The 22367-nt window shown below is 57.0% G+C and carries 17 protein-coding genes; 14 read left to right on the top strand and 3 right to left on the bottom strand.

The features are described from left to right. Positions 1 to 123: 123 nt before the first annotated feature. The 4 genes from GM154_RS03170 (at position 124) to GM154_RS03155 (ending at position 4167) form a co-directional block, all read left to right on the top strand. A complete protein-coding gene (locus GM154_RS03170) occupies positions 124 to 882 on the top strand; it encodes an outer membrane beta-barrel protein (protein WP_219650972.1) in 759 nt (252 codons plus the stop codon). Positions 883 to 1530: 648 nt separating this feature from the next. Further along, positions 1531 to 1896 carry an HdeA/HdeB family chaperone gene (locus tag GM154_RS03165; RefSeq protein WP_019366404.1) on the top strand — a complete coding sequence of 122 codons (366 nt, stop codon included), beginning with the start codon at positions 1531 to 1533 and terminating at the stop codon, positions 1894 to 1896. Between the two features lie 106 nt (positions 1897 to 2002). Further along, positions 2003 to 3478, top strand: coding sequence for an aminoacyl-histidine dipeptidase (locus tag GM154_RS03160; protein WP_219650971.1), 1476 nt, complete (start codon positions 2003 to 2005; stop codon positions 3476 to 3478). Between the two features lie 245 nt (positions 3479 to 3723). Next, the gene (locus GM154_RS03155) at positions 3724 to 4167 is read left to right on the top strand and encodes a globin domain-containing protein (protein ID WP_010795926.1); all 444 of its coding nucleotides are present in this window, start codon (positions 3724 to 3726) and stop codon (positions 4165 to 4167) included. Between the two features lie 44 nt (positions 4168 to 4211). Here GM154_RS03155 and hhe read toward each other — a convergent pair whose 3' ends face one another. Further along, positions 4212 to 9530 (bottom strand): DUF4011 domain-containing anti-phage protein Hhe, encoded by a 5319-nt coding sequence (hhe, locus tag GM154_RS03150; RefSeq protein ID WP_219650970.1) that lies wholly within the window; start codon positions 9528 to 9530, stop codon positions 4212 to 4214. 372 nt (positions 9531 to 9902) lie between these two features. Between hhe and pqqF the strand changes: the two genes are divergently transcribed. From pqqF to GM154_RS03105, 9 genes are all read left to right on the top strand, one after another. Beyond that, positions 9903 to 12356, top strand: a complete 2454-nt coding sequence (gene pqqF / locus GM154_RS03145) for a pyrroloquinoline quinone biosynthesis protein PqqF (RefSeq protein WP_219650969.1) — start codon at positions 9903 to 9905, stop codon at positions 12354 to 12356. Between the two features lie 130 nt (positions 12357 to 12486). After that, positions 12487 to 12558 (top strand): pyrroloquinoline quinone precursor peptide PqqA, encoded by a 72-nt coding sequence (pqqA, locus tag GM154_RS03140; protein ID WP_003243383.1) that lies wholly within the window; start codon positions 12487 to 12489, stop codon positions 12556 to 12558. A gap of 175 nt (positions 12559 to 12733) precedes the next feature. Beyond that, positions 12734 to 13645 carry a pyrroloquinoline quinone biosynthesis protein PqqB gene (gene pqqB / locus GM154_RS03135; RefSeq protein WP_010795929.1) on the top strand — a complete coding sequence of 304 codons (912 nt, stop codon included), beginning with the start codon at positions 12734 to 12736 and terminating at the stop codon, positions 13643 to 13645. Positions 13646 to 13687: 42 nt separating this feature from the next. Then, positions 13688 to 14437, top strand: a complete 750-nt coding sequence (gene pqqC, locus GM154_RS03130) for a pyrroloquinoline-quinone synthase PqqC (RefSeq protein ID WP_219650968.1) — start codon at positions 13688 to 13690, stop codon at positions 14435 to 14437. Further along, positions 14434 to 14709 (top strand): pyrroloquinoline quinone biosynthesis peptide chaperone PqqD, encoded by a 276-nt coding sequence (gene pqqD, locus GM154_RS03125; protein WP_074821790.1) that lies wholly within the window; start codon positions 14434 to 14436, stop codon positions 14707 to 14709. Before pqqC ends, pqqD begins: the two co-directional genes overlap by 4 nt. Further along, positions 14681 to 15841, top strand: a complete 1161-nt coding sequence (pqqE, locus tag GM154_RS03120; protein WP_219650967.1) for a pyrroloquinoline quinone biosynthesis protein PqqE — start codon at positions 14681 to 14683, stop codon at positions 15839 to 15841. The genes pqqD and pqqE overlap by 29 nt, the downstream gene beginning before the upstream one ends. 26 nt (positions 15842 to 15867) lie before the next feature. Beyond that, complete coding sequence (locus GM154_RS03115) at positions 15868 to 17715, top strand: prolyl oligopeptidase family serine peptidase (RefSeq protein ID WP_219650966.1); 1848 nt, start codon at positions 15868 to 15870, stop codon at positions 17713 to 17715. Positions 17716 to 17901: 186 nt separating this feature from the next. Further along, complete coding sequence (locus GM154_RS03110; protein ID WP_219650965.1) at positions 17902 to 18204, top strand: hypothetical protein; 303 nt, start codon at positions 17902 to 17904, stop codon at positions 18202 to 18204. A 146-nt stretch (positions 18205 to 18350) separates the two neighbouring features. Next, on the top strand, positions 18351 to 18593 hold the full coding sequence (locus tag GM154_RS03105) for a hypothetical protein (RefSeq protein ID WP_010795935.1): 243 nt from the start codon (positions 18351 to 18353) through the stop codon (positions 18591 to 18593). Positions 18594 to 18643: 50 nt separating this feature from the next. On the opposite strand, the gene GM154_RS03100 is transcribed toward GM154_RS03105, so the two are convergent. Beyond that, the gene (locus GM154_RS03100; protein ID WP_219650964.1) at positions 18644 to 19969 is read right to left on the bottom strand and encodes an APC family permease; all 1326 of its coding nucleotides are present in this window, start codon (positions 19967 to 19969) and stop codon (positions 18644 to 18646) included. 292 nt (positions 19970 to 20261) lie between these two features. Here GM154_RS03100 and GM154_RS03095 point away from each other — a divergent pair, with 292 nt between their 5' ends. Next, positions 20262 to 21308 carry an SDR family oxidoreductase gene (locus tag GM154_RS03095; RefSeq protein ID WP_219650963.1) on the top strand — a complete coding sequence of 349 codons (1047 nt, stop codon included), beginning with the start codon at positions 20262 to 20264 and terminating at the stop codon, positions 21306 to 21308. Between the two features lie 44 nt (positions 21309 to 21352). Here GM154_RS03095 and GM154_RS03090 read toward each other — a convergent pair whose 3' ends face one another. Beyond that, positions 21353 to 22132 carry a DUF4886 domain-containing protein gene (locus GM154_RS03090; protein WP_219650962.1) on the bottom strand — a complete coding sequence of 260 codons (780 nt, stop codon included), beginning with the start codon at positions 22130 to 22132 and terminating at the stop codon, positions 21353 to 21355. Positions 22133 to 22367: the final 235 nt, after the last annotated feature.

Below are 22367 nucleotides of genomic sequence, written 5' to 3'. Positions count from 1 at the left end.
TAAAAATTCACTATATCGCCTTGATTGCTGACGCATATCGTCTATTTTTTTGAACTTATAGACATAGCGCCATTCGTAATACGCGCCTGTTGCGATTTACTGTTTTATCTAGGAGAGTCGATCATGTTTCCTTTCTTCGGAGCCCGCTGGGTTCAGACTTCTGCCGTAGCTGCTTTTACCATCGCTTCATCCTATGCAATGGCCGCTGATACCGGCCCTATTTCCAATTTGGGTGTATTAGGCAGCTACAGCAAATATAAACTTGAGTCTGACGTAGGCTCCGATAAAACCCATATGGGCAAAGGAGGCGTCTTCTATAACTTTGGTAACAAGATGACCGGCGAGGAAGGTTTCATTTATCAAGGCGAAGCCAAGGTCAAGTTTGGTGAAAGACACAGCAATAAACTCAAGGAAGCTCAAGGCGATGTCGATCTTGGCTGGCGCATGGCCATCGACAACACCAACTACCTTGATGCTCTGGTAGGTGGCGGCTATGGCTGGACACGCTATGAGCCTGATACTAGTGGCGAAGATGTCAAGCTGACCACCAAAGGTGCATTTGCCAAGGCTGCACTGGGCTATAACCATCAGTTTGATGAGGCGACAACCTTCCGCCTGGAAGCCGGTGCACGCCGCACGCTCAACGCCCGGGCTCGCCTCAAAGTTGAAGATGTAGGCAGCGACCGCGTTGATCTTCGCGACCGTACCAATCCGTACGCCGAGATGAGTGTACTGTTCAACCAGGGTGCCAACTCCATGCCTGTCATGGTCGGCGTTTACTATGTTCATAACGAGTACAAACTCAAGAACAACCTCGACGTCGCCGACGATGTCAAACTCAAGGCCAATGAATACGGTGCAAAAGTAGCACTGGCCTTCTAACGTTTGGCTATACGCCTATATTCGACGAAACCCGAGGAAACTCGGGTTTCGTTCTTAATGAGATATCGCTTATTCTGCTGGAAGGCTTCAATCAACAATTAATTGAATCACCATTTTACAAACAACATTATAAAACCTTTACATCACTGATACACGCCGATCTAATTGATATCGATTGGCCAACCTTTACAAACAGCGTGCTGGCTTACCGAGGCCATATTTGCTTGTCTGATAATGCTTACCCAGCTCGAAAAAAAGTCGCTAACGATTCAGCGATCGACTATATCGTCTAATTCTTGTTAAGGCTTTTGCCATATGAGGGTGCCATGCGCTTTCTCAAACTATAAATGCCCCTTCATTCATTACTGAAGGCTTCGCTTAAATCACGAAATATTTAAAAATATTTTATCATCTTCTTCTACTGGAATATCTAGAACATGTTTTCCGACCCATATCAAATGGCAGAAGGCATTAGTTTCCTAGATGACCATTTCTGAAATACTGTGTCGTTAAAGCATAGGCCAGCGCCTCGTGTAAATGAACAAAGCTGCAAACTTGAAAGCAGATTTTAGACGTTACGATTGCCAGCGAATCCTTCACTCTTTATAAGGTCCAAGCGCTTTTTGCTTCCAACCCATGAGGACGACCATGAAACGAATGACAGGGATAGCCATGACGCTGGCACTGGTGAGCAGCTTGGCGCAAGGGGCGTTTGCTGCTGATGGGGATGAGCCCATCAAGGCGTTGGGTATTGGATCCAAGACCTGCCGTGACCTGCTCAGTACCTGGAGCGCTGACAAGCCGTATGCCAGTGAGTGGGTGTCGGGTTATTTCACCTTCTTCAATGAGTCCACCCGCAGTGGAATCAAGAATATTTCAGAAGGCATGGATGACGGCCTGCGCATGCAGTGGATCAGTGACTATTGCCGCAAGCGTCCGATCGATACGCTTCAGGATGCCACCGAGGCGCTGGGCAAGGAGCTGGTGGATTATCGCCAGCGCATGAACCAGTAAGCCGCCCTTCTCATGAGGCGCTCTGGCGGGTGCTTCATGGGTAAAACTGCTTGACTCGCCAGCAGCATCAGCCGACGCTCAACGTTTTCCTTTTTCTGGAGCCATCATGTCGGCCTCTGTTGAGCATCTTGCCCCGGCTGCAGTTTTCCGTCATTTCGCAGCACTTTCCGCTATTCCCCGCCCCTCTTTCCACGAGCAGGCTGTTGCCGATCATTTGATGGCATTTGCTGATCGCCATGGCTTGCAGGCCGAACGTGATGCCTTGGATAACATCATTATCCGCAAGCCAGGTAGCGCTGGTTATGAAGATGCGCTTGTAACCATCCTGCAGGGGCATACCGATATGGTGTGCGAGAAGAACGAAGGCAACCCCATCGACTTCAATTGCGACCCCATCTCGCTGCGTATCGAAGGCGACTTGCTCAAGGCTGATGGCACTACCCTGGGCGCCGATAACGGCATTGCCGTGGCGTTCATGCTGGCATTGCTGGAAAGTCATGACATTCCGCACCCTCCATTGGAAGCCATTTTTACATCTCAGGAAGAGGTAGGCCTCAGAGGCGCCTCGAAGCTCGATACATCTACCTTGAAGGGTCGTCTGTTCCTCAATATCGATAGTGAGGAAGAAGGCTTGCTATTCACCAGCTGCTCGGGCGGCAATCGCAGCGATATGCGTCTTCCGATCCAGTGGAGCGACGTTCCTGCCGGCTCAAGAGCCATGAAGCTGCACGTACGCGGCCTTAAAGGGGGACATTCGGGCCTGGATATTCATACGCCACGTGGTAATGCAATCTTGCTGCTGGGCCGCATCCTGAGTGATCTGCTGGTAAAGCATGATGTTCACGTTGCGCATGTACAGGGAGGCTCGGGCAAAAGTAATGCGATACCCCGCCGCGCTGAAGTCACGCTGCTTATCTCTCCAGACAACATCGACGCTTTCGACGCCACCTTGAAGACATGGTACGAACGGCTTTCACAGGAATACGTGACGGCCGACCCTGGCCTTGAACTCGCATTGGAAGCCGCGTCCATGCCGGAGCGCTGCTTTGCCAAAACCACGACCACGGCCCTTAGTGAAGCCCTGATCCTGATGCCCCAGGGTGTTCAACGTATGAGTCCGGATATAGCCGGCCTTGTAGAAACCTCTACCAACCTGGGTACGCTGGATATCGTAGGCGACGAGATCAGCTTTGGCAGCGCCAGCCGTAGCTCGCAGCCCTCACAAATGGATGCGACCGTTGCCAAGCTTGAAGCCCTGGCACGTGTGATCGGTGCACGCTTCGAACTGCATGATGGTTATCCTGCCTGGCCCTTCCGGCCGGAATCCCCGTTACGCGACCTGTTTGTTGAACGCTTCACCGCTCAATATGGCCGCGCTCCTGAAGTGGCGGGTATTCATGCAGGACTGGAATGCGGTGTGTTTAGTGCCAAGCTGCAGGATGTCGACATGATCTCCTTCGGCCCGGACATCCGTAACGCACACTCGCCCGATGAATGCTTGAGCATTTCGTCTACCGAGCGTACATGGACGCTTTTCCTTGATCTGGTGGCGCATATCAAGCCGGGCTTCAAGGTTTCCTGACGCCCGTTGAGCCTGACCACATGTCATGGTGCCTGGCTTATTGCAGGCACCATGACATATATCAATACCTCCGCCTCGCAACCTTATTAGGCTACAGCCATCGATTCGTGCCTTTGCGGCGATATCAGCGCGGTAGTCTATGCTTCTAGCAAGCCCTCCGCCGAGGGGCGCTGTTATCGATAACACTAGCCTGATGACAACAGGGCCGCCTTTTGCAGCGGCCTGAGAATACGGTAGGAAGCCTTATGAGCCAGCCTTTATCACCTGAAACCATTGCTATTATCAAATCGACGGCGCCTGTCATTCAGGAGCATGGCGTCGCCATTACGACCCGAATGTACGAGCGTCTGTTTGTCGATCCAGAGATAAAGGCACTGTTCGACGAAGCCGCCCATAAGTCAGGCGAACAACCCAGACGCCTGGCTGCCGCCATCCTGGCCTTTGCCAAGAATGTGGACCATCTTGAAGCGATTCAGGGTGCTGTGGACAAAATCTGTGCTCGGCACGTAGCGACACACGTTAAGGCCGAACACTACCCTGCGGTTGCCAATGCCCTGCTCCCAGCCATCAAGGATGTACTGGGTGATGCGGCCACTGACGAGATCCTGAATGCCTGGGGCGAAGCCTATTGGTTCCTGGCAGATATCATGATCAACCGTGAGAAAACGCTGTACGGCGAAGCCTGCTAACAGGCAGGCTCCAGCAAAAGGCCCGCGCTTGGCGGGCCTTTATTTTAGTGGACGTGCGGGTTCATATCGTCCGGGCCGTGATTTGCTCTCTCTGTAACAGGAGGCTCAACCAGCAGGTGGGTCCCTACGCTTGCATCTAAAACCTCATGCTCCATGGTCTTTTCCTCTTTGCTCAACTGCTTGGTAGAGACAGGCCCTTCCCTTCGTAGTTGATCAAGCTCATGAATAATGGGATCGAGCTGTGTACGAGGGTTACGGAACCAGTCCACTGACCAGATTCGGCGGATCCGCCAGCCCAATTGCTCCAGGACGCTTTGACGCAGCCGATCCCGGTCCCGCGCGGACTTGGCTGAGTGGTAAGCCGCCCCATCACATTCAATTCCCATCAGGTAACGCCCTGGCTGTTCAGGATCACGCACGGCCAGATCGATGAAAAAGCCTGCCACACCAACCTGCGGCTCACAGGTGTAACCGTGGCGAGACAAGGCGTCCATGACGGCAATCTCGAAGTCGCTGTCCGGGGCGCGTGCGGTTTCTTCCACGCGCGGCAGATACCCCGTCTCGGCATAGTGTAGGAAGTTACGCAGCGCGTGTACGCCACGACTCGACGTACCGGTAACAAGCACATCCGACGCCGTGAACGACGTGAAAATGTGCATACGCTTCTTGGAGCGAGTGAACAAGACGTTCAGCCGTCGCCAACCCGAGTCGCTGTTGATCGGGCCAAAGCGCTGGGGCACCTTGCCACCGGCCTCCATGGGGCCGTAGGTGAACGAGATGAAAATGACGTCTCGCTCATCCCCCTGCACGTTTTCCAGGTTCTTGATGAACAGCGGCTCGGCCAGTCCCGCATTACGCTCCCAGGCAAGCTGAAGCTCCGGGTTCTGCTTGGCGCGCAGCTCCAGTAGGCGCTCGATTTGTTCAGACTGTTTGACGTTCATCGCAACCACGCCCAGGGACTCCTGTGGGCGATTGAGCAGGTGATGCTCAATCGCTGCTACAACTGCCTCGGCTTCCTCTACGTTGCGCTGCTCGACGAAACGGCCGTTGCCGATACGCTCAAACTTGACGCCAAACTCAGCCGACTCGCGATGCGGTGAGGGATAGACCACCAGGTTACCGTCATAGAAGGCCGCGTTGGAAAAGGCGATCAGGCTTTCATGCCGCGAGCGGTAGTGCCAGCGCAGGCGGCGCAGCCGGAACAAGGGCATGGCCGCATCCAGGATACTTTCGGAATCCTGAGCGAGGGACAGGTCCTCATCTTCTGCATCGTCTCCTGTTCCCTGGCGTGCAAAGAAATTGGTGGGCGGCAGCTGTTTCGGATCACCGACGACCACGAGCTGACGACCACGGGCAATGCTGCCCAAGGACTCTTCGGGACGCATCTGCGAGGCTTCGTCCATCACCACCAGATCGAACTCCACTTCGCCCGCGGGCAGATACTGCGCCACCGCCATTGGACTCATCATGAAACACGGCTTGAGTGCCTGCAGCGCCTTGACGGCGCGCTGCATGAGACTGCGAATCGGCTGATGGCTCCGCTGTTTGCTGGCTTCGTGTTCCAACAGCGCCAGTTCGGTACGCTCCTTCACCTTGCCGGAGTTGTTGCCGGCAGGCACTTCTACCTGATCGATGTCGTACGCCACCTCGTCGCGCTGAATCTGCTTGAGCGCCTGGTCGATTTCGGCAAAGCGCGCCCGAATAGCCTCCTGCTCCTTACCGGAAAACTGCCCCAGTGCCGGATTGTCCTCCAGGATCTGGCAGGCCCAGCGGTCCAGCAGGCCCAGCAGGCAGCCGTCAGCGCATTGATCTGCCGTCAGACGCTGCCGTTCGATGGCCACAACGGTAGACTCGAAACCAAGATCAGCCAGCCGGCTACGCAGTCGACGGTATTCGAACCAGTGGTCGAGCAGGTCTTCACGTTCGGACGCCCGGCGCAAACGTGCTTCCAGCGCTTCGAATGTCGGCTCCGTAACGACTTGCCACCATTCGTCAGGCTCGATTTCTCCTCGTACCAGGAAAGCGTCCAGACGGTCTTCCCAGGCTGCCATGCCCTGCTGAATGACCGCAGCCTGCTCTTGCCACTCCTGGATCAGGCGTTCGGCGCCGTCCGCGTCCTCTTCGGCCAGACGTGCCATCAGGTCACGCCCAACAGACAACGCCAGCAATGGCCGGGCAAGCTCGACGGTATGACGCCAGGTGTTGAGGGTGGCGCGGGCGCTTGAGGCTTGCTCCAGGGTCGGTAGCTCGCGGCCTTCCAGCACAGCCGCAAGCTGTTGGTCCTGACGCAGCTGGGTAGCGCTTTGCTGCCACGCCTCCAGGGTTTTGATCTGTGCCTGCAACCCATTGAGCGTTGGATTCTGCTCCCGAACATGGGGCAGCATCGCCTTGAGTGCCCCACCCACGCTCTTGAGCAGGCGGACCAGCACACCGTCAGCGGCCAGCAGCGGCTGTGTGCGCAGATCATGAGCATCAAAGGTAAACAGGGTTTCGAGGTCCTGCCTTAAATCCTCTACTTCTCCTAGATAGGCCAGCAGTGTATCGGCCTCACCCTGTAACGCGGCGATGTCCGCAGCGTCTGCCTTGGTCAGGTAATCCGCAATCCATACCTTGACACCAAAGCCGCGCCCGCAGGTTTCACGGACCTGACGATACCAAGCGCGCAGACGCAAGAGATCATCCACTTCGGTCTCAAGCCCTTTGAACAGCGGCCCCAACTTTTGGGCATAGCCGGTATTCTGCGCCAGCGCCGTGCTTTCACGCTGAAACGCGACGGCCTCTACCAGCGCGTCGATGCCTTCGCCCAGCTTCACACCGGGCCGTATCAACGTCAGCAGTTCTGCCTTGGCCGCTCGCCACTCGCCCTTGAACCAGCGCAGCAGAGACGCATCGGACAGCACGCGATGCAGATCCTCCAGACGCTGGCTATCGGGCAGGCGGCTGAACGAAAACACCTTGGACAGATGCTCACGCTGACGGCGCAGTTCGGGCAGCTGATCCGCGAGCTTGGAGAGTAGGATATCGAGCGCCTCGTCTTCATAGCTTCGCTGACGCGCCTCGACCAATTCGGCCGGCAGTGCCTGCGCCAGGAGAAGCAACGTACCCAGCTGCTCCAGTCCCTCCCGGTCGCTTATCCACTCGCCTGCCGCGCCCTGCTCTTGCAGGTGTTGCACGGCCGTATTGACCTGAGCAGCTGCCTGCATCAGATCGCGGGTTCGCTTCATGAGGTCCAGCGCCTGTGACAGGTCCAGCTCTCCTTCCACATGCAACCGTAGCGCAGCGCAAGCCCGGTTAAGCAGCTGGCAGATATCGGCGGAACGAATGGCGTCAGGCTTGAAACGGCGCGCTAGGGCCTCCTGCCCCTTGAGCAAGGCATCGAACCGGTCCAGCCAGTCACCCAATGCTGTACAGGATGATTCATCCAGCAAGGGCAGCAATGTCCAATCCTCGTCGCCTTGCGGGAGAATCAACGCGGGAAGGCGCTCCGCCAGATCAGCCAGTGCCTGGGGCGTGAACTGCGCGAGCGCCGGTGCCCCCATCCGTTCGGCCAGTGGAGCCCTGAGCGCAGCAAAGCGGGTCAGCGCTTGCCGGGCATGCTCAAGCGACGACATAAGGCCTTCCCGCTCGGTGCCGGTCAAACGGGTGAGGCGGCAGCCAAACCAGGGATGGGTTTCCAGCCGTCCCGGCTCGCCAGCTTCCTGCGCAGTCTTGCGATAATAGGTGGCGTAAAAGTTGGCTTGCTCTTCCAGCTGCACACGCGAAACAGGCAAGTCATACACAGGATGCAGTTCGGAAGGCGCCACAGGCAGGCTCTCACGCAAACGGGTCGCCTGCATGAGAATCTGATGCGCCGTCATGCCAACCTGCTCGTAGGGAGCGTGCAATTGCTCGACATAGCGGTTGAGCTGTCGCTTCAGACGTTCATAGTGCTCGATCTGAGCCTGTCGCTCCTTGGGCGAACGAAAGGTACCCCGTTTCTGGATTCGCTGGCGGATACTGGAGATCACCGCCTGCTTCTGGCTTTTATGGCTGTGCAGCTCCAGGCAGAAATCACCCAGCCCTGCCCGCTCTAGACGATTCTTGACTACTTCCAGCGCTGCGCGCTTTTCTGCCACGAACAGCACCTTCTTACCCTGAGCCATGGCCGCCGCGATCATATTGGTAATGGTCTGGGACTTGCCGGTACCAGGGGGCCCTTCGATGACCAGGTTTTCACCCCGGATGACATCCACCAGAGCACTGTGCTGGGAGCTGTCCGCATCGTCGATCAGCGGATAATGCTCGTGCACCTCGGGCAGTTCATCAATTGCATATTCAGCACTGAATCCAGCCTCGGCCAGAGGCTCCTTTTCATCCACCGAGGCGCCTGTCAGGCGCTGTACCAGCGGATGCGTCCCCAGCTGCCCTTCGCTCCAGCGCTCCGAATCAAGATCCAGATACATCATCAGCTTGCCGAATTCGAACAGACCGAGCGAGGCAAACCGGCGCACCTGCCAGGCAGGCTTGGCCCTGAGGATCGTATCCTGTACCAGACGGAAATAGGCCTCGGGCGTTAGCTCCTCGGTGATGGAGTGCAACGCAATTCCAAAGTCCAGTTGCAACTTTTCCCTGAGCGACAGATTGGTCAGGATATCTTCGCCGGTGTACTGGATACGGTATTCGAAGGTCGCGGTTTCCGCGTTGAGCCTGCCTTTTTCCAGCTGCACGGGCACAAGCATGAGCGGCGCCAGACGCGTACTGTTGCTACCGGCTACAGATTCGTCCCACTCCAGAAAGCCAATGGCCAGATACAGGATATTCGCACCGCTTTCTTCCAGCGCGACCCGTGACTGGGCATGCAGAATCTGGAGGCGCGCCTCGAGTTCGGGCGGAAAATAAAGGCTCTGAATGGACTCATCCGAATGCTTGCGCTCCCGGATCTCCTCCAGCACGGGAGGTTCTTCGATCAGGCCTCCTTCGTTTTCAAGCCGCAGAAGGCTGTCATCCACGACAGGCGCCTCGGCCAGTATCGGCATGGGAAGTTCATAGCTGGAAGCCATGCCCAATACCGCAGCCCACTCTTCTGCAGTAGGTAGTTTTTTAACTTCGCGCATTTGCCCCGTACAGGGGTCTTTTTCCAGAAAGCCATGCTGGAGCAGCAACGCTTGCGTAGGCTCAGGCACGGCCGCAAAGCGCATCGAGCGCTCGGAAAGCAGCATCTCGAACAACTGGTCCGGAAGCTCGTCGATCACGCGAACGAAACGCTTGCTCCGCGCATGGGAAAAATTGAGCAGCCGGTTACGGGCGCTGAGATCGAGCAGACGGCTTCGCAGCCGCTCGAGGTTGGAGAGATGGCTGACGGATGAGCCTGTAGTGTCGTCCACGAACAACGTCCTCAAAACAGCAGACCGACAGCCAGGCTGTCGGTATTCAAATCAACGGTCATCAATAGATAAGTCAGTCTGTCGGTGAAAAGATGAAGAACAGAAAACACTGACCGTAATGGCGAGCGCCATACACTGTGCGCTTTAAAGCGCCTTGATCCGCAATGTATCGATACACATCAGATACTGTACATAAATACACCTGAAAAGCACGCGATATCCGGAAAAGTTCTGCTTAAAGCATGGCAATTTCTTGGGACATGGTCGGACATGGCCTTATCCGTGTAGCCTAACGATGCATTTCTGCCTGCAACAAAGCCGTAGAGCGGCTCCAACAAGCCCTGTGCATATCACCGGTGCATAACGACTGCCATGAATAACTTGTCTGCCACCCGATTCGAATCCCTTCGCCTTGCCAACGGCCTGACCGTTATTCTGGGACAGGTGCCTCGACTCAAACGGGCCTCGGCCGCCATTCGGGTCGCCGCAGGAAGTCATGATGTGGATGGCGCATGGCCCGGGCTTGCACATTTCCTTGAACACCTTCTTTTCCTGGGCACGCAGGCCTATCCCGCCGATGAAGGCCTGATGGCTTACGTGCAACGCCATGCCGGGCAGGTCAATGCCAGTACACGGGATCGCACCACGGACTTTTTTTTCGAGGTGCCACCTGCCGCGCTGGAAGGTGGAGTTGCCCGTCTGTGTGACATGCTCGTCCACCCGCGTCTTGCCCACGAAGATCAACGCCGCGAGCGCGAGGTTATCCATGCCGAGTTTATTGCCTGGTCAAGGGATACCCGCACGCACCGCCTGACGTGGCAGATGCACCCGTTGTCGCGCCGCCATCCTGTCACAGCATTCCATGCGGGCAACCGCTACAGCCTGCTCGTGCCCAACCTGCGTTTTCAAGCAGCACTGAAAGGCTTCCACGAGCGCTTCTATCAAGCCGGACAGATGACGCTGGTCTTGGTCGGACCACAGCCCCTGGATGAACTACGCCAGCTGGCAGACCGTTACGGCGCTAGCTTCAATGCGGGGGAGCGTATCGAACCATTATCGCCCCCTGCGCTTCTTCCTCCAGAACGCATCGCACCGGTAGAGCCTCCGGATACAGAGACGCTCAGTTTGCTGTTCGCCTTGGAAGACCTGCCCGCTGATAGTCGTGAGGTCATTGATTGCCTGTCCCTCTGGACGCATGCCGAACATACCGGCGGCCTGATAAGCACCTTGCGAAAGAAAGGATGGATCAAGACGCTGGCGCTGGAGCCGCTCTATCACTTCAGGCAGCAGGCGGTACTCGCTGTTGAAATAGCCTTGACCGAGGCAGGCATTAAAGCGTCATCACAGATAGCTCATGCCTTTTTCGACTGGCTGACGTTCCTGGAACGCCAGCCTGATCTGACTGAGCTACAGGCGGAATACACGCGCCTCGCGCAGCGAACACGTGCAACCAGCGCCGCATTGCCACTGGCCCGGTCACTCCTCGAAGACGGGTTGAAAGCACCGGGCCTATCAAGCGCTGGCGTAACCGCCCTGCGACACCTGTTCGAGCAATTGAAGCCTGAACACAATTTGCTTCCTACTCCAGGCGCATGCGAACGTCAACAAGCGCCAGCCCTGAACTGGACGCTTCCACCGCTCAACCCGTTCCTCGTGCCTGCACAGATCGAGACGGGAGCAGATTCCGTTTCGCTACCCGCTCTTCAGAATATCCAGGAAGCGGCTGCCAGCCTGGGTGAAGGTGCACTGTATATCCGCTGGCACTTTCTGGAACCAGCCGCGTATCAACCGGCTCTCGTCCGCACACTCAACCACGCACTACAAGCTATCAGCCATCAGGCACGCCAGGCAGGTGTTGAGGCTTCCCTCAGCACGCTTGGCCAGCAATGGCAGCTTAGGCTGACCGGCTTGAGTGAGGCGATTCCGGCTGTACTCCATGCGCTCATCCCTATGCTCCATAGGCCCAGTCACGAAGCTTGGCAAGTCTTCAGCCAGCCGCCCGCTGAGCCGAACAGCATGCCTATCAGGCAGCTCATAAGCCGGCTCACCGATCTGATGGCGGAGCCTCCTCAGACCCAGACGGATCAGGAAATGGAAGGCCCTACCCAGCTTGCTGGACAATGGTCTGTTGCACAGTGGGATGGCTTGTCTATCGGCTTTTCGGAGATGGAGCTGAACTCGCTTCGCCATTGCTTGCTGGACTTGCCCGGAGTACCTGCGCAGCGCCCCCCAGTCCCGCCGAGCCGTAGTGGTCGATGGTGGCACACCGTTCCTGGGCACTCGGCTGAACATGCCGTTCTGCTGGCCTGTCCGGCACCGCCCCATGACATCCGGCAGGAGGCCGCCTGGCGGTTCCTTGGCCATCTCGTGCAACCGCGCTTTTACCAGCGCATGCGTGTGGAGCTGCAGCTGGGGTATGCGGTATTTTCCAGTATTCGTCAGATCGCGGGACGGTCAACGCTCGTGTTTGGCATCCAGTCTCCAACGGTGACGACCGCAGACATCCTTAATCATATCGAGGCGTTTCTTGCCCGGTTGCCGACCGAAATCGCCGCACTGACCCATGAGCCATTCGGGCAGCAGCAAAAGGTCCTTGCCGATCAGTTCCTACCTAGTGCACTCGACACCCACCAGCTGGGTGAAGAGCTATGGAGCGCTCATCAAGGAGGTTATCCGCTGACCTATCTCGATGATCTTCGCAAAGCGATCCTGACTCTACACCCTGACGACCTTCAGTACGCTCTGCATGCCTTACACAGCGCCTACCACGGCTGGACCTGTTTAGCCAACCATGTCTCGACAGAAACACATTGGCGAACCCTGTAACTATACGTCGCACCATATCAGGGTAAACTAGCTTAAGTGCGTTTCAGGATGTGTTTATCCTGAACGTATGCAAGGTATTTTGTACTAAGTAAATCGGACCTTTCCGATATCACTTTGAGGGGTATTCATTATGTGGACTAAACCTGCTTATACCGATCTGCGCATTGGCTTCGAAGTCACCATGTACTTCGCTAACCGTTGATTGCGTGATCCAGCGCCCCGGTTATCCGGGGCGTTCCTTTTCTAGCCACCTTAGAAGTGGGTCATGCCTACCGTGAGGCCTGTTCGGCGCAGCCGGACCGCCAACAGGAGCTTCTCCTGAATGTCCCTCGCCGCTCGTGACAAGTTCTAAGTTGGCCGCATTTCATAGATAAATCATGTATATCCAGATTCTTGGCTCCGCTGCAGGCGGCGGCTTTCCCCAGTGGAACTGCAACTGTCCCAACTGCCGTGGTGTTCGTGACGGCAGTCTTCGTGCGCAACCTCGCACCCAGTCGTCCATAGCCCTGTCCGATGACGGCGTAAATTGGGTGCTGTGCAACGCCTCACCGGATATCCGCGCGCAACTGCAGAGTTTCGCCCCCATGCAGCCGGGCCGTGCGCTACGGGATACCGGCATCGGCGCGATCATTCTGCTCGATAGCCAGATCGACCACACGACAGGTCTGCTCAGCCTACGCGAGGGCTGTCCTCATGAGGTCTGGTGTACCGACATGGTTCATCAGGATCTCACGACTGGCTTCCCGTTGTTCAACATGCTGGAACACTGGAACGGTGGCCTGCGCTGGAACCGTATCGAGCTGGAAGACAGCTTCGTTATTCCGGCATGCCCGAACCTGCGCTTCACGCCTCTACCGCTGCGTAGCGCTGCACCGCCCTATTCGCCGCACCGCTTCGATCCGCATCCCGGTGACAATATCGGGCTGATCGTTGAAGACCTGCTTACGGGCGGCAAGCTGTTCTATGCGCCAGGCCTGGGTCAGGTGGATAACGCCCTGCTGGCCAAAATGGCCGAAGCCGACTGTCTGCTGGTCGATGGAACCCTATGGGAGGACGATGAAATGCAGCGCCGTGGCGTTGGCACCCGCACCGGCCGCGAGATGGGCCATCTGGCTCAGAACGGCCCCGGCGGCATGCTTGAGGTCCTCGACCAGCTGACCTCGCCACGCAAGGTGCTCATTCATATCAACAACACCAATCCGATTCTGGATGAGGACTCGCCCGAACGCGCAGAAGTCGAGCGACGCGGCGTCGAAGTCGCCTGGGATGGCATGAGCATCGAGCTGTGATCCGCGTGCATCCGGTCATTTTATCTACCGAGGAGGCCAGACATGCCACACGCCCTCACCCCTGAAGAGTTCGAACAGGCCCTGCGCGCTAAGGGCGCGTATTACCATATTCATCATCCCTATCACGTAGCCATGTATGAGGGTCGTGCAACACGCGAGCAGATTCAGGGCTGGGTGGCTAACCGCTTCTACTATCAGGTAAACATTCCTCTAAAAGATGCCGCCATCATGGCGAACTGTCCGGACCGCGAGATTCGCCGCGAGTGGGTTCAGCGTATTCTTGACCATGACGGTGCTCCTGGAACGGAAGGTGGAATCGAGGCTTGGCTACGCCTGGCTGAAGCAACAGGACTCCACCGTGAGCAGGTTCTCTCGCAAGAACTAGTGCTCCCTGGCGTACGCTTTGCGGTAGATGCTTACGTCAACTTTGCGCGCCGCGCCTCCTGGCAGGAAGCAGCCAGCAGCTCGTTGACCGAACTTTTTGCTCCGCAGATTCACCAATCGCGTCTGGATAGCTGGCCCCAGCATTACCCTTGGATCGACCCAGCCGGCTATGAATACTTTCGCACACGCCTTGGTCAGGCACGCCGCGATGTGGAGCATGGCCTGCACATCACCCTCCAGCACTACACCACTTATGATGCCCAGCAGCGCATGCTTGAAATCCTGCAATTCAAGCTCGATATCCTCTGGAGCATGCTGGATGCCATGAGCATGGCCTACGAGCTGAAACGGCCGCCCTACCACACCGTAACCGACCAGCGCGTCTGGCATAAAGGAATTCAACTATGAGCTTCGACCGCACCCAGGTGCCGCGCTGGCGCCCGGGCTATCGCTTCCAGTTCGAGCCCGCACAGAACGGTTTTGTCCTGCTCTATCCGGAAGGCATGATCAAGCTGAACGAAAGTGCTGGTGCCATTGGCGAACTCATCGACGGCCAGCGTGACGTGGCCGCCATCATTGATGCGTTGAACGAACGCTTCCCAGGCGTCCCGGAACTCGGTGACGATGTGGAGCAGTTCATGGAGGTTGCTCGTGCAGAGCACTGGATCCAACTCGGCTAACCTGCCTGAGCAGCCTGCGGTAGGGCTGCCCTTGTGGCTCCTTGCAGAACTGACCTACCGCTGTCCCCTGCAGTGCCCCTACTGCTCCAATCCCCTGGACTTTGCGGCTCAAGGCAAGGAGCTGACCACTGAACAGTGGTTCACCGTCATGCAGCAGGCCCGGCAGATGGGCGCAGCACAGCTGGGCTTTTCTGGCGGCGAGCCTCTGGTACGCCAGGATCTGGCCGAACTGATCGGCGAGGCTCGTAGGCTGGGGTACTACACCAACCTGATCACCTCCGGCATCGGCCTTACCGAGCAGAAGATCGCTACCTTTCGCGACGCCGGGCTTGATCATATCCAGATCAGCTTTCAGGCCAGCGACGAAGAGGTAAACAACCTGCTCGCCGGCTCCAAAAAAGCCTTTGCCCAGAAGCTGGAGATGGCCCGCGCGGTAAAAGCCCATGGCTACCCCATGGTGCTCAACTTTGTCACGCATCGGCACAATATCGATAAGATCGACCGTATTATCGAGCTGTGTATCGCCCTGGAAGCGGATTTCGTCGAGCTTGCGACGTGCCAGTTCTATGGTTGGGCGCAGCTCAATCGGGTCGGCCTGTTACCCACTAAAGAGCAACTGGTACGCGCCGAACGCATCACCAACGAATACCGCGCCAAGCTCGAAGCCGAAGGCCATCCCTGCAAGCTGATCTTCGTGACGCCGGACTATTATGAAGAACGTCCCAAGGCCTGCATGAACGGTTGGGGCAGTATCTTCCTTACCGTCACGCCGGATGGTACCGCATTGCCCTGCCACGGCGCTCGCCAGCTGCCGATCCAGTTTCCGAATGTGAAGGATCATAGCCTTCAGCACATCTGGTATGACTCCTTTGGCTTCAATCATTTCCGCGGTTATGACTGGATGCCAGAGCCTTGCCGCAGCTGCGATGAAAAGGAAAAGGATTTTGGTGGCTGCCGCTGCCAGGCCTTCATGCTGACCGGTGATGCCGCCAATGCTGATCCAGTGTGCAGCAAGTCCCCACATCACGACGTGATCCTCAACGCCCGTACCGAGGCTGAGCAGGCCACTCAGACCATTGAGCAGCTGAGCTTTCGTAACGAGCGGAACTCCAGGCTTATCGCCAAAGCCTGAGTCTTACATAGCAACGGAGAAGCACCATGGCTTACCAGCACCCTGCTTCTACAGACGCAGACGGCAGCACCTTTACCGCTCAACAGGCCGTCGCGGCAGGCATCGATTTTGCCGAGCTACAGGTATCGGCCTTAGGCCTTTTCTGGAATCAATATGACCCTGCAGACGGCGCTTGCCGACTTTGGCACTGGCACGACCGTAAGGCACACTGCCTAACGCCTGATGGTTACAGTGCACGCAGCCGTGTGTATGAATACGGGGGCGGCGCGTTCTGCCTGACCGAAACGGATGCTGTTTTTGTCAACGACTCGGATCAGCAACTCTATCGCCAACCGCTTGATGGCAGCCAGCCCATAGCCCTGACCCAAGGCAAGCGCCGATATGGTGATTTGCAGCATGCAGCCAACCTCATTATGGCGGTGGAAGAAAGCCATGAAGACGACGCGGTCATCCACCGGCTCGTCGCCATTCCACTGGCAGGCGGCCAACGTCAAGTACTGACCGAAGGCGCTGACTTTTACGCCTCACCTACGTTGAGCCCCAGCGGTAAGCGTCTGGCCTGGATCGAATGGAGCCGTCCGCACCAGCCGTGGACCTCTACACGACTCATGTGCGCCGAGCGCCTGGATAATGGGCAATGGGAGGCGCCGGTCTGCATTGCAGGCCGCGATCCGGAGTCGATTCAACAGCCCCGTTTTGATGAACAGGACCAGCTCTACTGCCTGTCCGACCGTGACGGCTGGTGGCAACCGTGGGGAGAGTGCACATCAGGTGTCAGCAGACTGACTGCCATCAAGGCCGATCATGCGGCCGCCCCCTTCCAGCTGGGCGGCAGAAGCTGGTACAGCCTGGGCGGCGAGCGTTACATCGCCACTTGGTTCGAAGAAGGCTTCGGCCACCTGGGCAGACGCGAGGCCGATGGTCGAGTGCTGCGCTTCGCGGAAGACTTCACCCGCTTTCGCAGCCTGGCCCTGCATGATGGATACATCTATTGCATTGCCGCAGCGCCCAATCGTCCCTCGTGCATCCTTGAGATCAACGGGCAGAATGGCAACATCGAGATTCTGGCGGGCGGTATTGCGCCATTGCCTAACGAGCGCATCAGCCAACCCAAGGCCCTGCGTTACCCCAGCGGCGATGGCGAAGCGCACGGCTTTTTCTACCCGGCCATGACAGGGGAGGCCAAGCCCCCCCTGGTAGTATTCATTCATGGCGGCCCTACTTCTGCCTGCTACCCCGTCTTCGATCCCCGTATCCAGTACTGGACACAACGCGGCTTTGCCGTTGCCGATCTCAATTACAGAGGCAGCACCGGCTACGGACGGGAGTACCGCAACGCGCTTCACCTGCGCTGGGGTGAGGCCGATGTCGAAGATGCCTGCGCTGTAGTGGATTATCTGGCCGAGCAAGAATTGATCGAACCGGCCCACGCCTTTATCCGAGGCGGCAGCGCCGGTGGCTATACGGCTTTATGCGCGCTGGCGTTCCATACTGTGTTTTGCGGCGGCGCCAGCCTGTACGGCGTAACGGATCCGGCCGCTCTGGCTCGCGTGACCCACAAATTCGAAGCCGACTATCTGGACTGGCTCATTGGCGACCCCAAGAAGGATCTGGAGCGTTACCGGGCGCGGACGCCTCTCCTGCATGCCGACACGATCGATGTCCCGGTCATCTTCTTCCAGGGTGAGCTGGACGCCGTCGTTGTCCCGGAGCAGACACGGGCCATGCTTCATGCACTCAAAGATCGCGGCATTCGTGCCGAAGGCTATTTCTACCCCAACGAACGCCATGGTTTCAGGCAGGCCAAGAACCAGGCCCATGCCCTTGAACACGAATGGCTGTTCTACCGCAGTGTGATCGATCAGAACGCCTGATACAGGCGGCTTTCGGCGCTTCGCTGCCGGAAGCCGCCTCCTTGACGCTTGCAGCACACCAACCGACGACGGTATAAACCACTCGTCTCTTGGACGAGGTCAGGCTCTTGCGCCTAAGTGCCAGTAGCGATACATCTTGCCTCGAGCGTGCCATATTCCTGCACAGGTCACATGAGGAACCCCGCGATGGAACCGCAAGTCCGCCCTGCTCCCACCCTCACCGATTACCTCTACGCCTCCCCTGTCAAAAACGAGCTTGATGAGAGCCTTGATGTTGTCGAACGCCTGTTGACCCGCTCTGAGAACCGAGTTGCGGAGTTGATCGAACTGGGCAATATGAGCAGCGACCTCAAGCTGATTCATATCCAGAACATCGAATCGATGATTACGGCCGCCGTGCGGCAGACGGAAGACTCATCCAACCACATGCGAGCTCATGAGGTCATTGAATTCTGTCAGCACCTTCGAGGCACCTTGCGCCTGAGTTGAAGAGGTACGCCTCCCATGTGCCAACCATGCAACATACCGATGTGAGAGTTCGCCCGGTTTTGCAATAAAGTTGGCATCCAGGGCTTCACAGATGAACTTACCCGATATGATTTAGGCGGTTGATTATCCTCTGTGAGAGCCAAGGAATGGACTCCCTGCATAGCCGTACCGCATCTTGTCTTGCTGTTTCCCTGCTGGTGGTTGCCGCCTGGTTTCTAGGACACGAAACCCAGGCGCAACCTTCACCCACGCTTACCACTAACCTGTCTGCCTACCCCAACGCACCTGCTGCACTGCCCAGCTCCGCCACACAGGCCGAACTTTCCGTTCGCCCCTGGAGACCTGCCAGCGCCAATATGCATCAGCGCCCGCAACGCTGGATTTTTTAACGCATATCACACGTTCCTGCAGGTCGTGCCCGGCCTGCAAAGACCTTGTCTTACACAACATCCGCCGCTTCACGTGTCGAATGAGCACGCGTTACGAAATAAAGCACCACGCCGATCCCGAGCAGAATGCCGGCACGCAGCCAAGTCTCCGCGCTCTGCTGACTCAAAAGCACCAGACACGACACGATCGCCAGCAACGGCACCAGCGTAGGGGTCCGGAAATGCGGCTGATCGACCTTGTCGCGGCGCAGCACCAAAACGGCCACGTTCGTACTCATGAATACAAAAAGCAGTAGGAGCACAACCGTCTCGGCCAGAGCCGACAACGTCCCTGTAACAGTCAACGCCATGGCTACAAGCGTTGTGGCAATAATCGCTACCCAGGGCGTACGCCGACGCGGCAGTACACGCCCCAGCACTGGGGGCAGCAGCCCCTCCTCGGCCATGCCATAAGCTAGACGGCTTGCCATGATCATGGTCAACAATGCGCCATTGGAAACCGCCAGCAAGGCCGCCACGGCAAACAGCTGCGGGGGTATGCCGTAGCCGGTTGCCCGAACCACGTCCAGCAACGGCGCAGAAGATTCCACCAGTTGTGCAGGTGATAAAACGATGGAAGCCGCCAGCCCCACCAGAACATATATTACGCCCGCGATCAGCAGCGCACCGAACAAGGTCCTTGGGTAAATACGTCTTACATCTTTCACTTCTTCGGCAATGTTGGCCGACACTTCAAACCCTACAAACGAATAGAAGGCGAGCAGCGCAGCGCCTAATACCGCCAGCGGTGGAGAAGTCCCCTCGGCAAATTGAAGAACCCGCGCCGGCTCTCCCTGCCCATGACTTACATACAACGCGGCTAGAATAACGACCAATAAAAGTCCCGACAGCTCAATCAGCGTCATGACCAGATTGGCATTAAGCGACTCCTTGATCCCACGCGCATTGAGCAGAGCCACCAGCGTTAGAAAGACCAGCGCTGTCATCGTGGGCGAAACGTGAATAAACGCCCCGAGATAATCACCCGCAAAGGCCAGGGAAAGGCCGGCAGCACTCGTGACACCGGCGGCCAACATCGAAAAACCCACTAGAAAGGACACAAGGGGATGCTTGAAGGCCCGTGCGGCAAACACCGCAGCACCTCCAGCTTTTGGATATTTGGTGACGAGCTCTGCATACGAGGCCGCCGTCAACATGGCAAATCCCATTGCCACTACCAGAGGCACCCAGATGGCTCCGCCTACCTCACCTGCAATCTTCCCCGCCAGTGCATACACCCCGGCCCCAAGCACATCCCCGAGGATGAATAACAGCAGCAAAGGACCTGTAATCGCGCGGCGCAGTTTTGTATCGGGCTCGGGTGAAGACGTCGACATATGTAATCTTCCTATGAATGTCAGGCTCTGACAGGTGAATTGGCAAGTCCGGGTCAGAACAGGACATTCACTGCACGCCGCTGTAACCCTTCCGTCTGACCACGCCTCTACTGGCAATACATATTGAAGGCTTCATTCATCGACCGCATGACGCTGCTGTCGGTTCGATATCCTGTCGATATATCCATTAGGATGCTATTGGTTTTCGGAACCAAGTAGGGCTGAGCGTTATCAGCTTAGTAACATCAAATAGACCTCATCCAACTTGTTATCTATTTAGTGGAGAACGCATATGTCAGCTTCCAAGGTTGCCCTGGTCGTTGGGGCAAGCGGCATCATCGGTAATGCCGTTGTTGAAACTCTGGCCGAAGATCCTGAATGGCGGGTCCGCGCCGTCCGTCGTACCTTCGTACCGAACGTTGAAACCATTGATCTTGATCTGACTGACGCCAACGCTACGGCCCAGGCGCTGAGCCAGGCGGGGGATACAACTCATGTCTTTTATGCAGCGTTACGCCCTGATAGCAGCCTGGCCAAGGAAGCCGACATTAATGGCGCCATGCTGCGCAATCTATTGGACGGCCTGAAGTCTGCCGGCGCTAAGCTACAACGCGTCGTTCACTACCAGGGGGCCAAGGTTTACGGCGTGCACCTGGGTCCAACAGCGGCGCCTTTTTATGAGGACGACCCGCGCCACCTCTCGCCTAACTTTTATTACACCCAGGAAGACCTGCTACGCGAGCGCGCCGCCCAGGGAGAATTCGAGTGGTCTATTCTGCGTCCTGATGTGGTGGTGGGTGATATTGCAGGCAATCCCATGAACATCGCGCTGGTCATCGGGGCCTTTGCAGCCCTGAGTAAACAAGCCGGTGTGCCCTTGCGCTTCCCGGGCTCGATGAAAGCCTACCGTGGGGTCTTGGCTCAGCTGACCGATGCACACTGGCTGGCACGAGCCAGTGTATGGGCGGCGCTGGACCCGGCCGCTCGCAACGAAGCGTTCAACCTGGTCGGCGAGCCGTTCCGCTGGGAGCGGCTCTGGCACAAGATTGGTGAAGCTCTGGATATGGACGTCGCCGATCCGCAGCCTTTCTCACTGGCAACACAGATGCCGAGCAAGGCTGACGACTGGCAAAAACTGGCTGAGCAGCACCAGCTGGAATCCGTACCGTATGAGAAGCTTGTAGGCTGGAAGTTTGGCGATTTTGTCTTCAACACCGAGTTCGACATGATCTCGGATATGGGCAAGATTCGTCGTGCAGGCTTTACAGAAGCGGTCAGCACCGAAGACTGCCTGATAGGCGCAATCAAGCGCCTACAGGAAAAGAAATATATACCTTGAGTCATAGGTCTCGCCCAGGGCTCTCCTTGGGCGAGCCTCCCCTGCTACTGAGCCGAGGCGTGCATTGCCTTGTCCGGTGAAGTCCGCAATGCTGGTGACAAAGACTGAACTGCTTTCCAGGCAGCCTGCTGCAACTCTCCTGCGTTCGCCTTTTCCAGCCGCTTGGACTCTGCTGCACTAGGCTGGGGCGGCATCTGACCGTAGATCAGCGAATAAAACACCGAAGCGCCTATGTACGAGCCGATGAAGGAAGGATGGCTACCGTCAGGCAGGAACAGCGACGGTTGAGGCTTTTCCGCCAAAGCAGTCTGCCAAGCCTGCCCCACTGGCGCCAACAGCGCACCCAGCTCATTGGCCAGTGTCGTGTACGCCTTATCCAGCTTGGCCTGCATCGCCGGGTCGTTCTGGCGAGCCCACGTCAGGTACAGGATTGTCTTGGCACCGTTCTTTTTGACCTCAGCATCGATCAGCCGGGCATACTTGTACATGAAGTCTGGATTCTTGACCGGCAACATGCTGTGCTCCTGCAAGACGACGTAGTCCCACTTCTGCTCCTGCAACGCCTGCTGAACGTCCTTTTTCGTCCAATGCTGCTCAAGCGATGCGCCCGAGAAAGCCAGTGTCTTGGTCTCGATCGGGCGGGCCTGCTTGCCTTGCCTGGACATCTCACTCAGTACGGCTGGCAAGTCATTGACATAGGTATAGCTGTTACCTACAAACAGAATTCTAATTGGATCCGACTGGCTCTGCTGAGCCTGAGCATATGCCGCACCTGCCAGAAACATAAGGAAGAGCATCGTGATCTGTCGAATGCTGATTCGCATGCGTGTCCTCTCTGCGCATTAAAAATGAAACGCCTCGAGGCAACCGATGCCACCGAGGCCTTCACTCTGACAGGCATTACCCTGCTTTTGTTAGCCTGTAACCGTGCGTTACCTCGCACAACACAAACGTTTATGAAAGCAGGCATGTTTTTAAGTCCCTCAACAGGTGAGTAAAAACGCTCGTCAAGCGTGCCGTTTAAATAAACTATTTTTAATTCAAAAACAAAAAGAGATG

The organism is Pseudomonas sp. MAG002Y (assembly GCF_019400845.1).
In the GTDB taxonomy this organism is placed as follows: Bacteria; Pseudomonadota; Gammaproteobacteria; order Pseudomonadales; family Pseudomonadaceae; genus Chryseomonas; species Chryseomonas luteola.
Note: the sequence above shows the minus strand (reverse complement) of the source record. Positions and strands in the feature narration are given on the sequence as shown.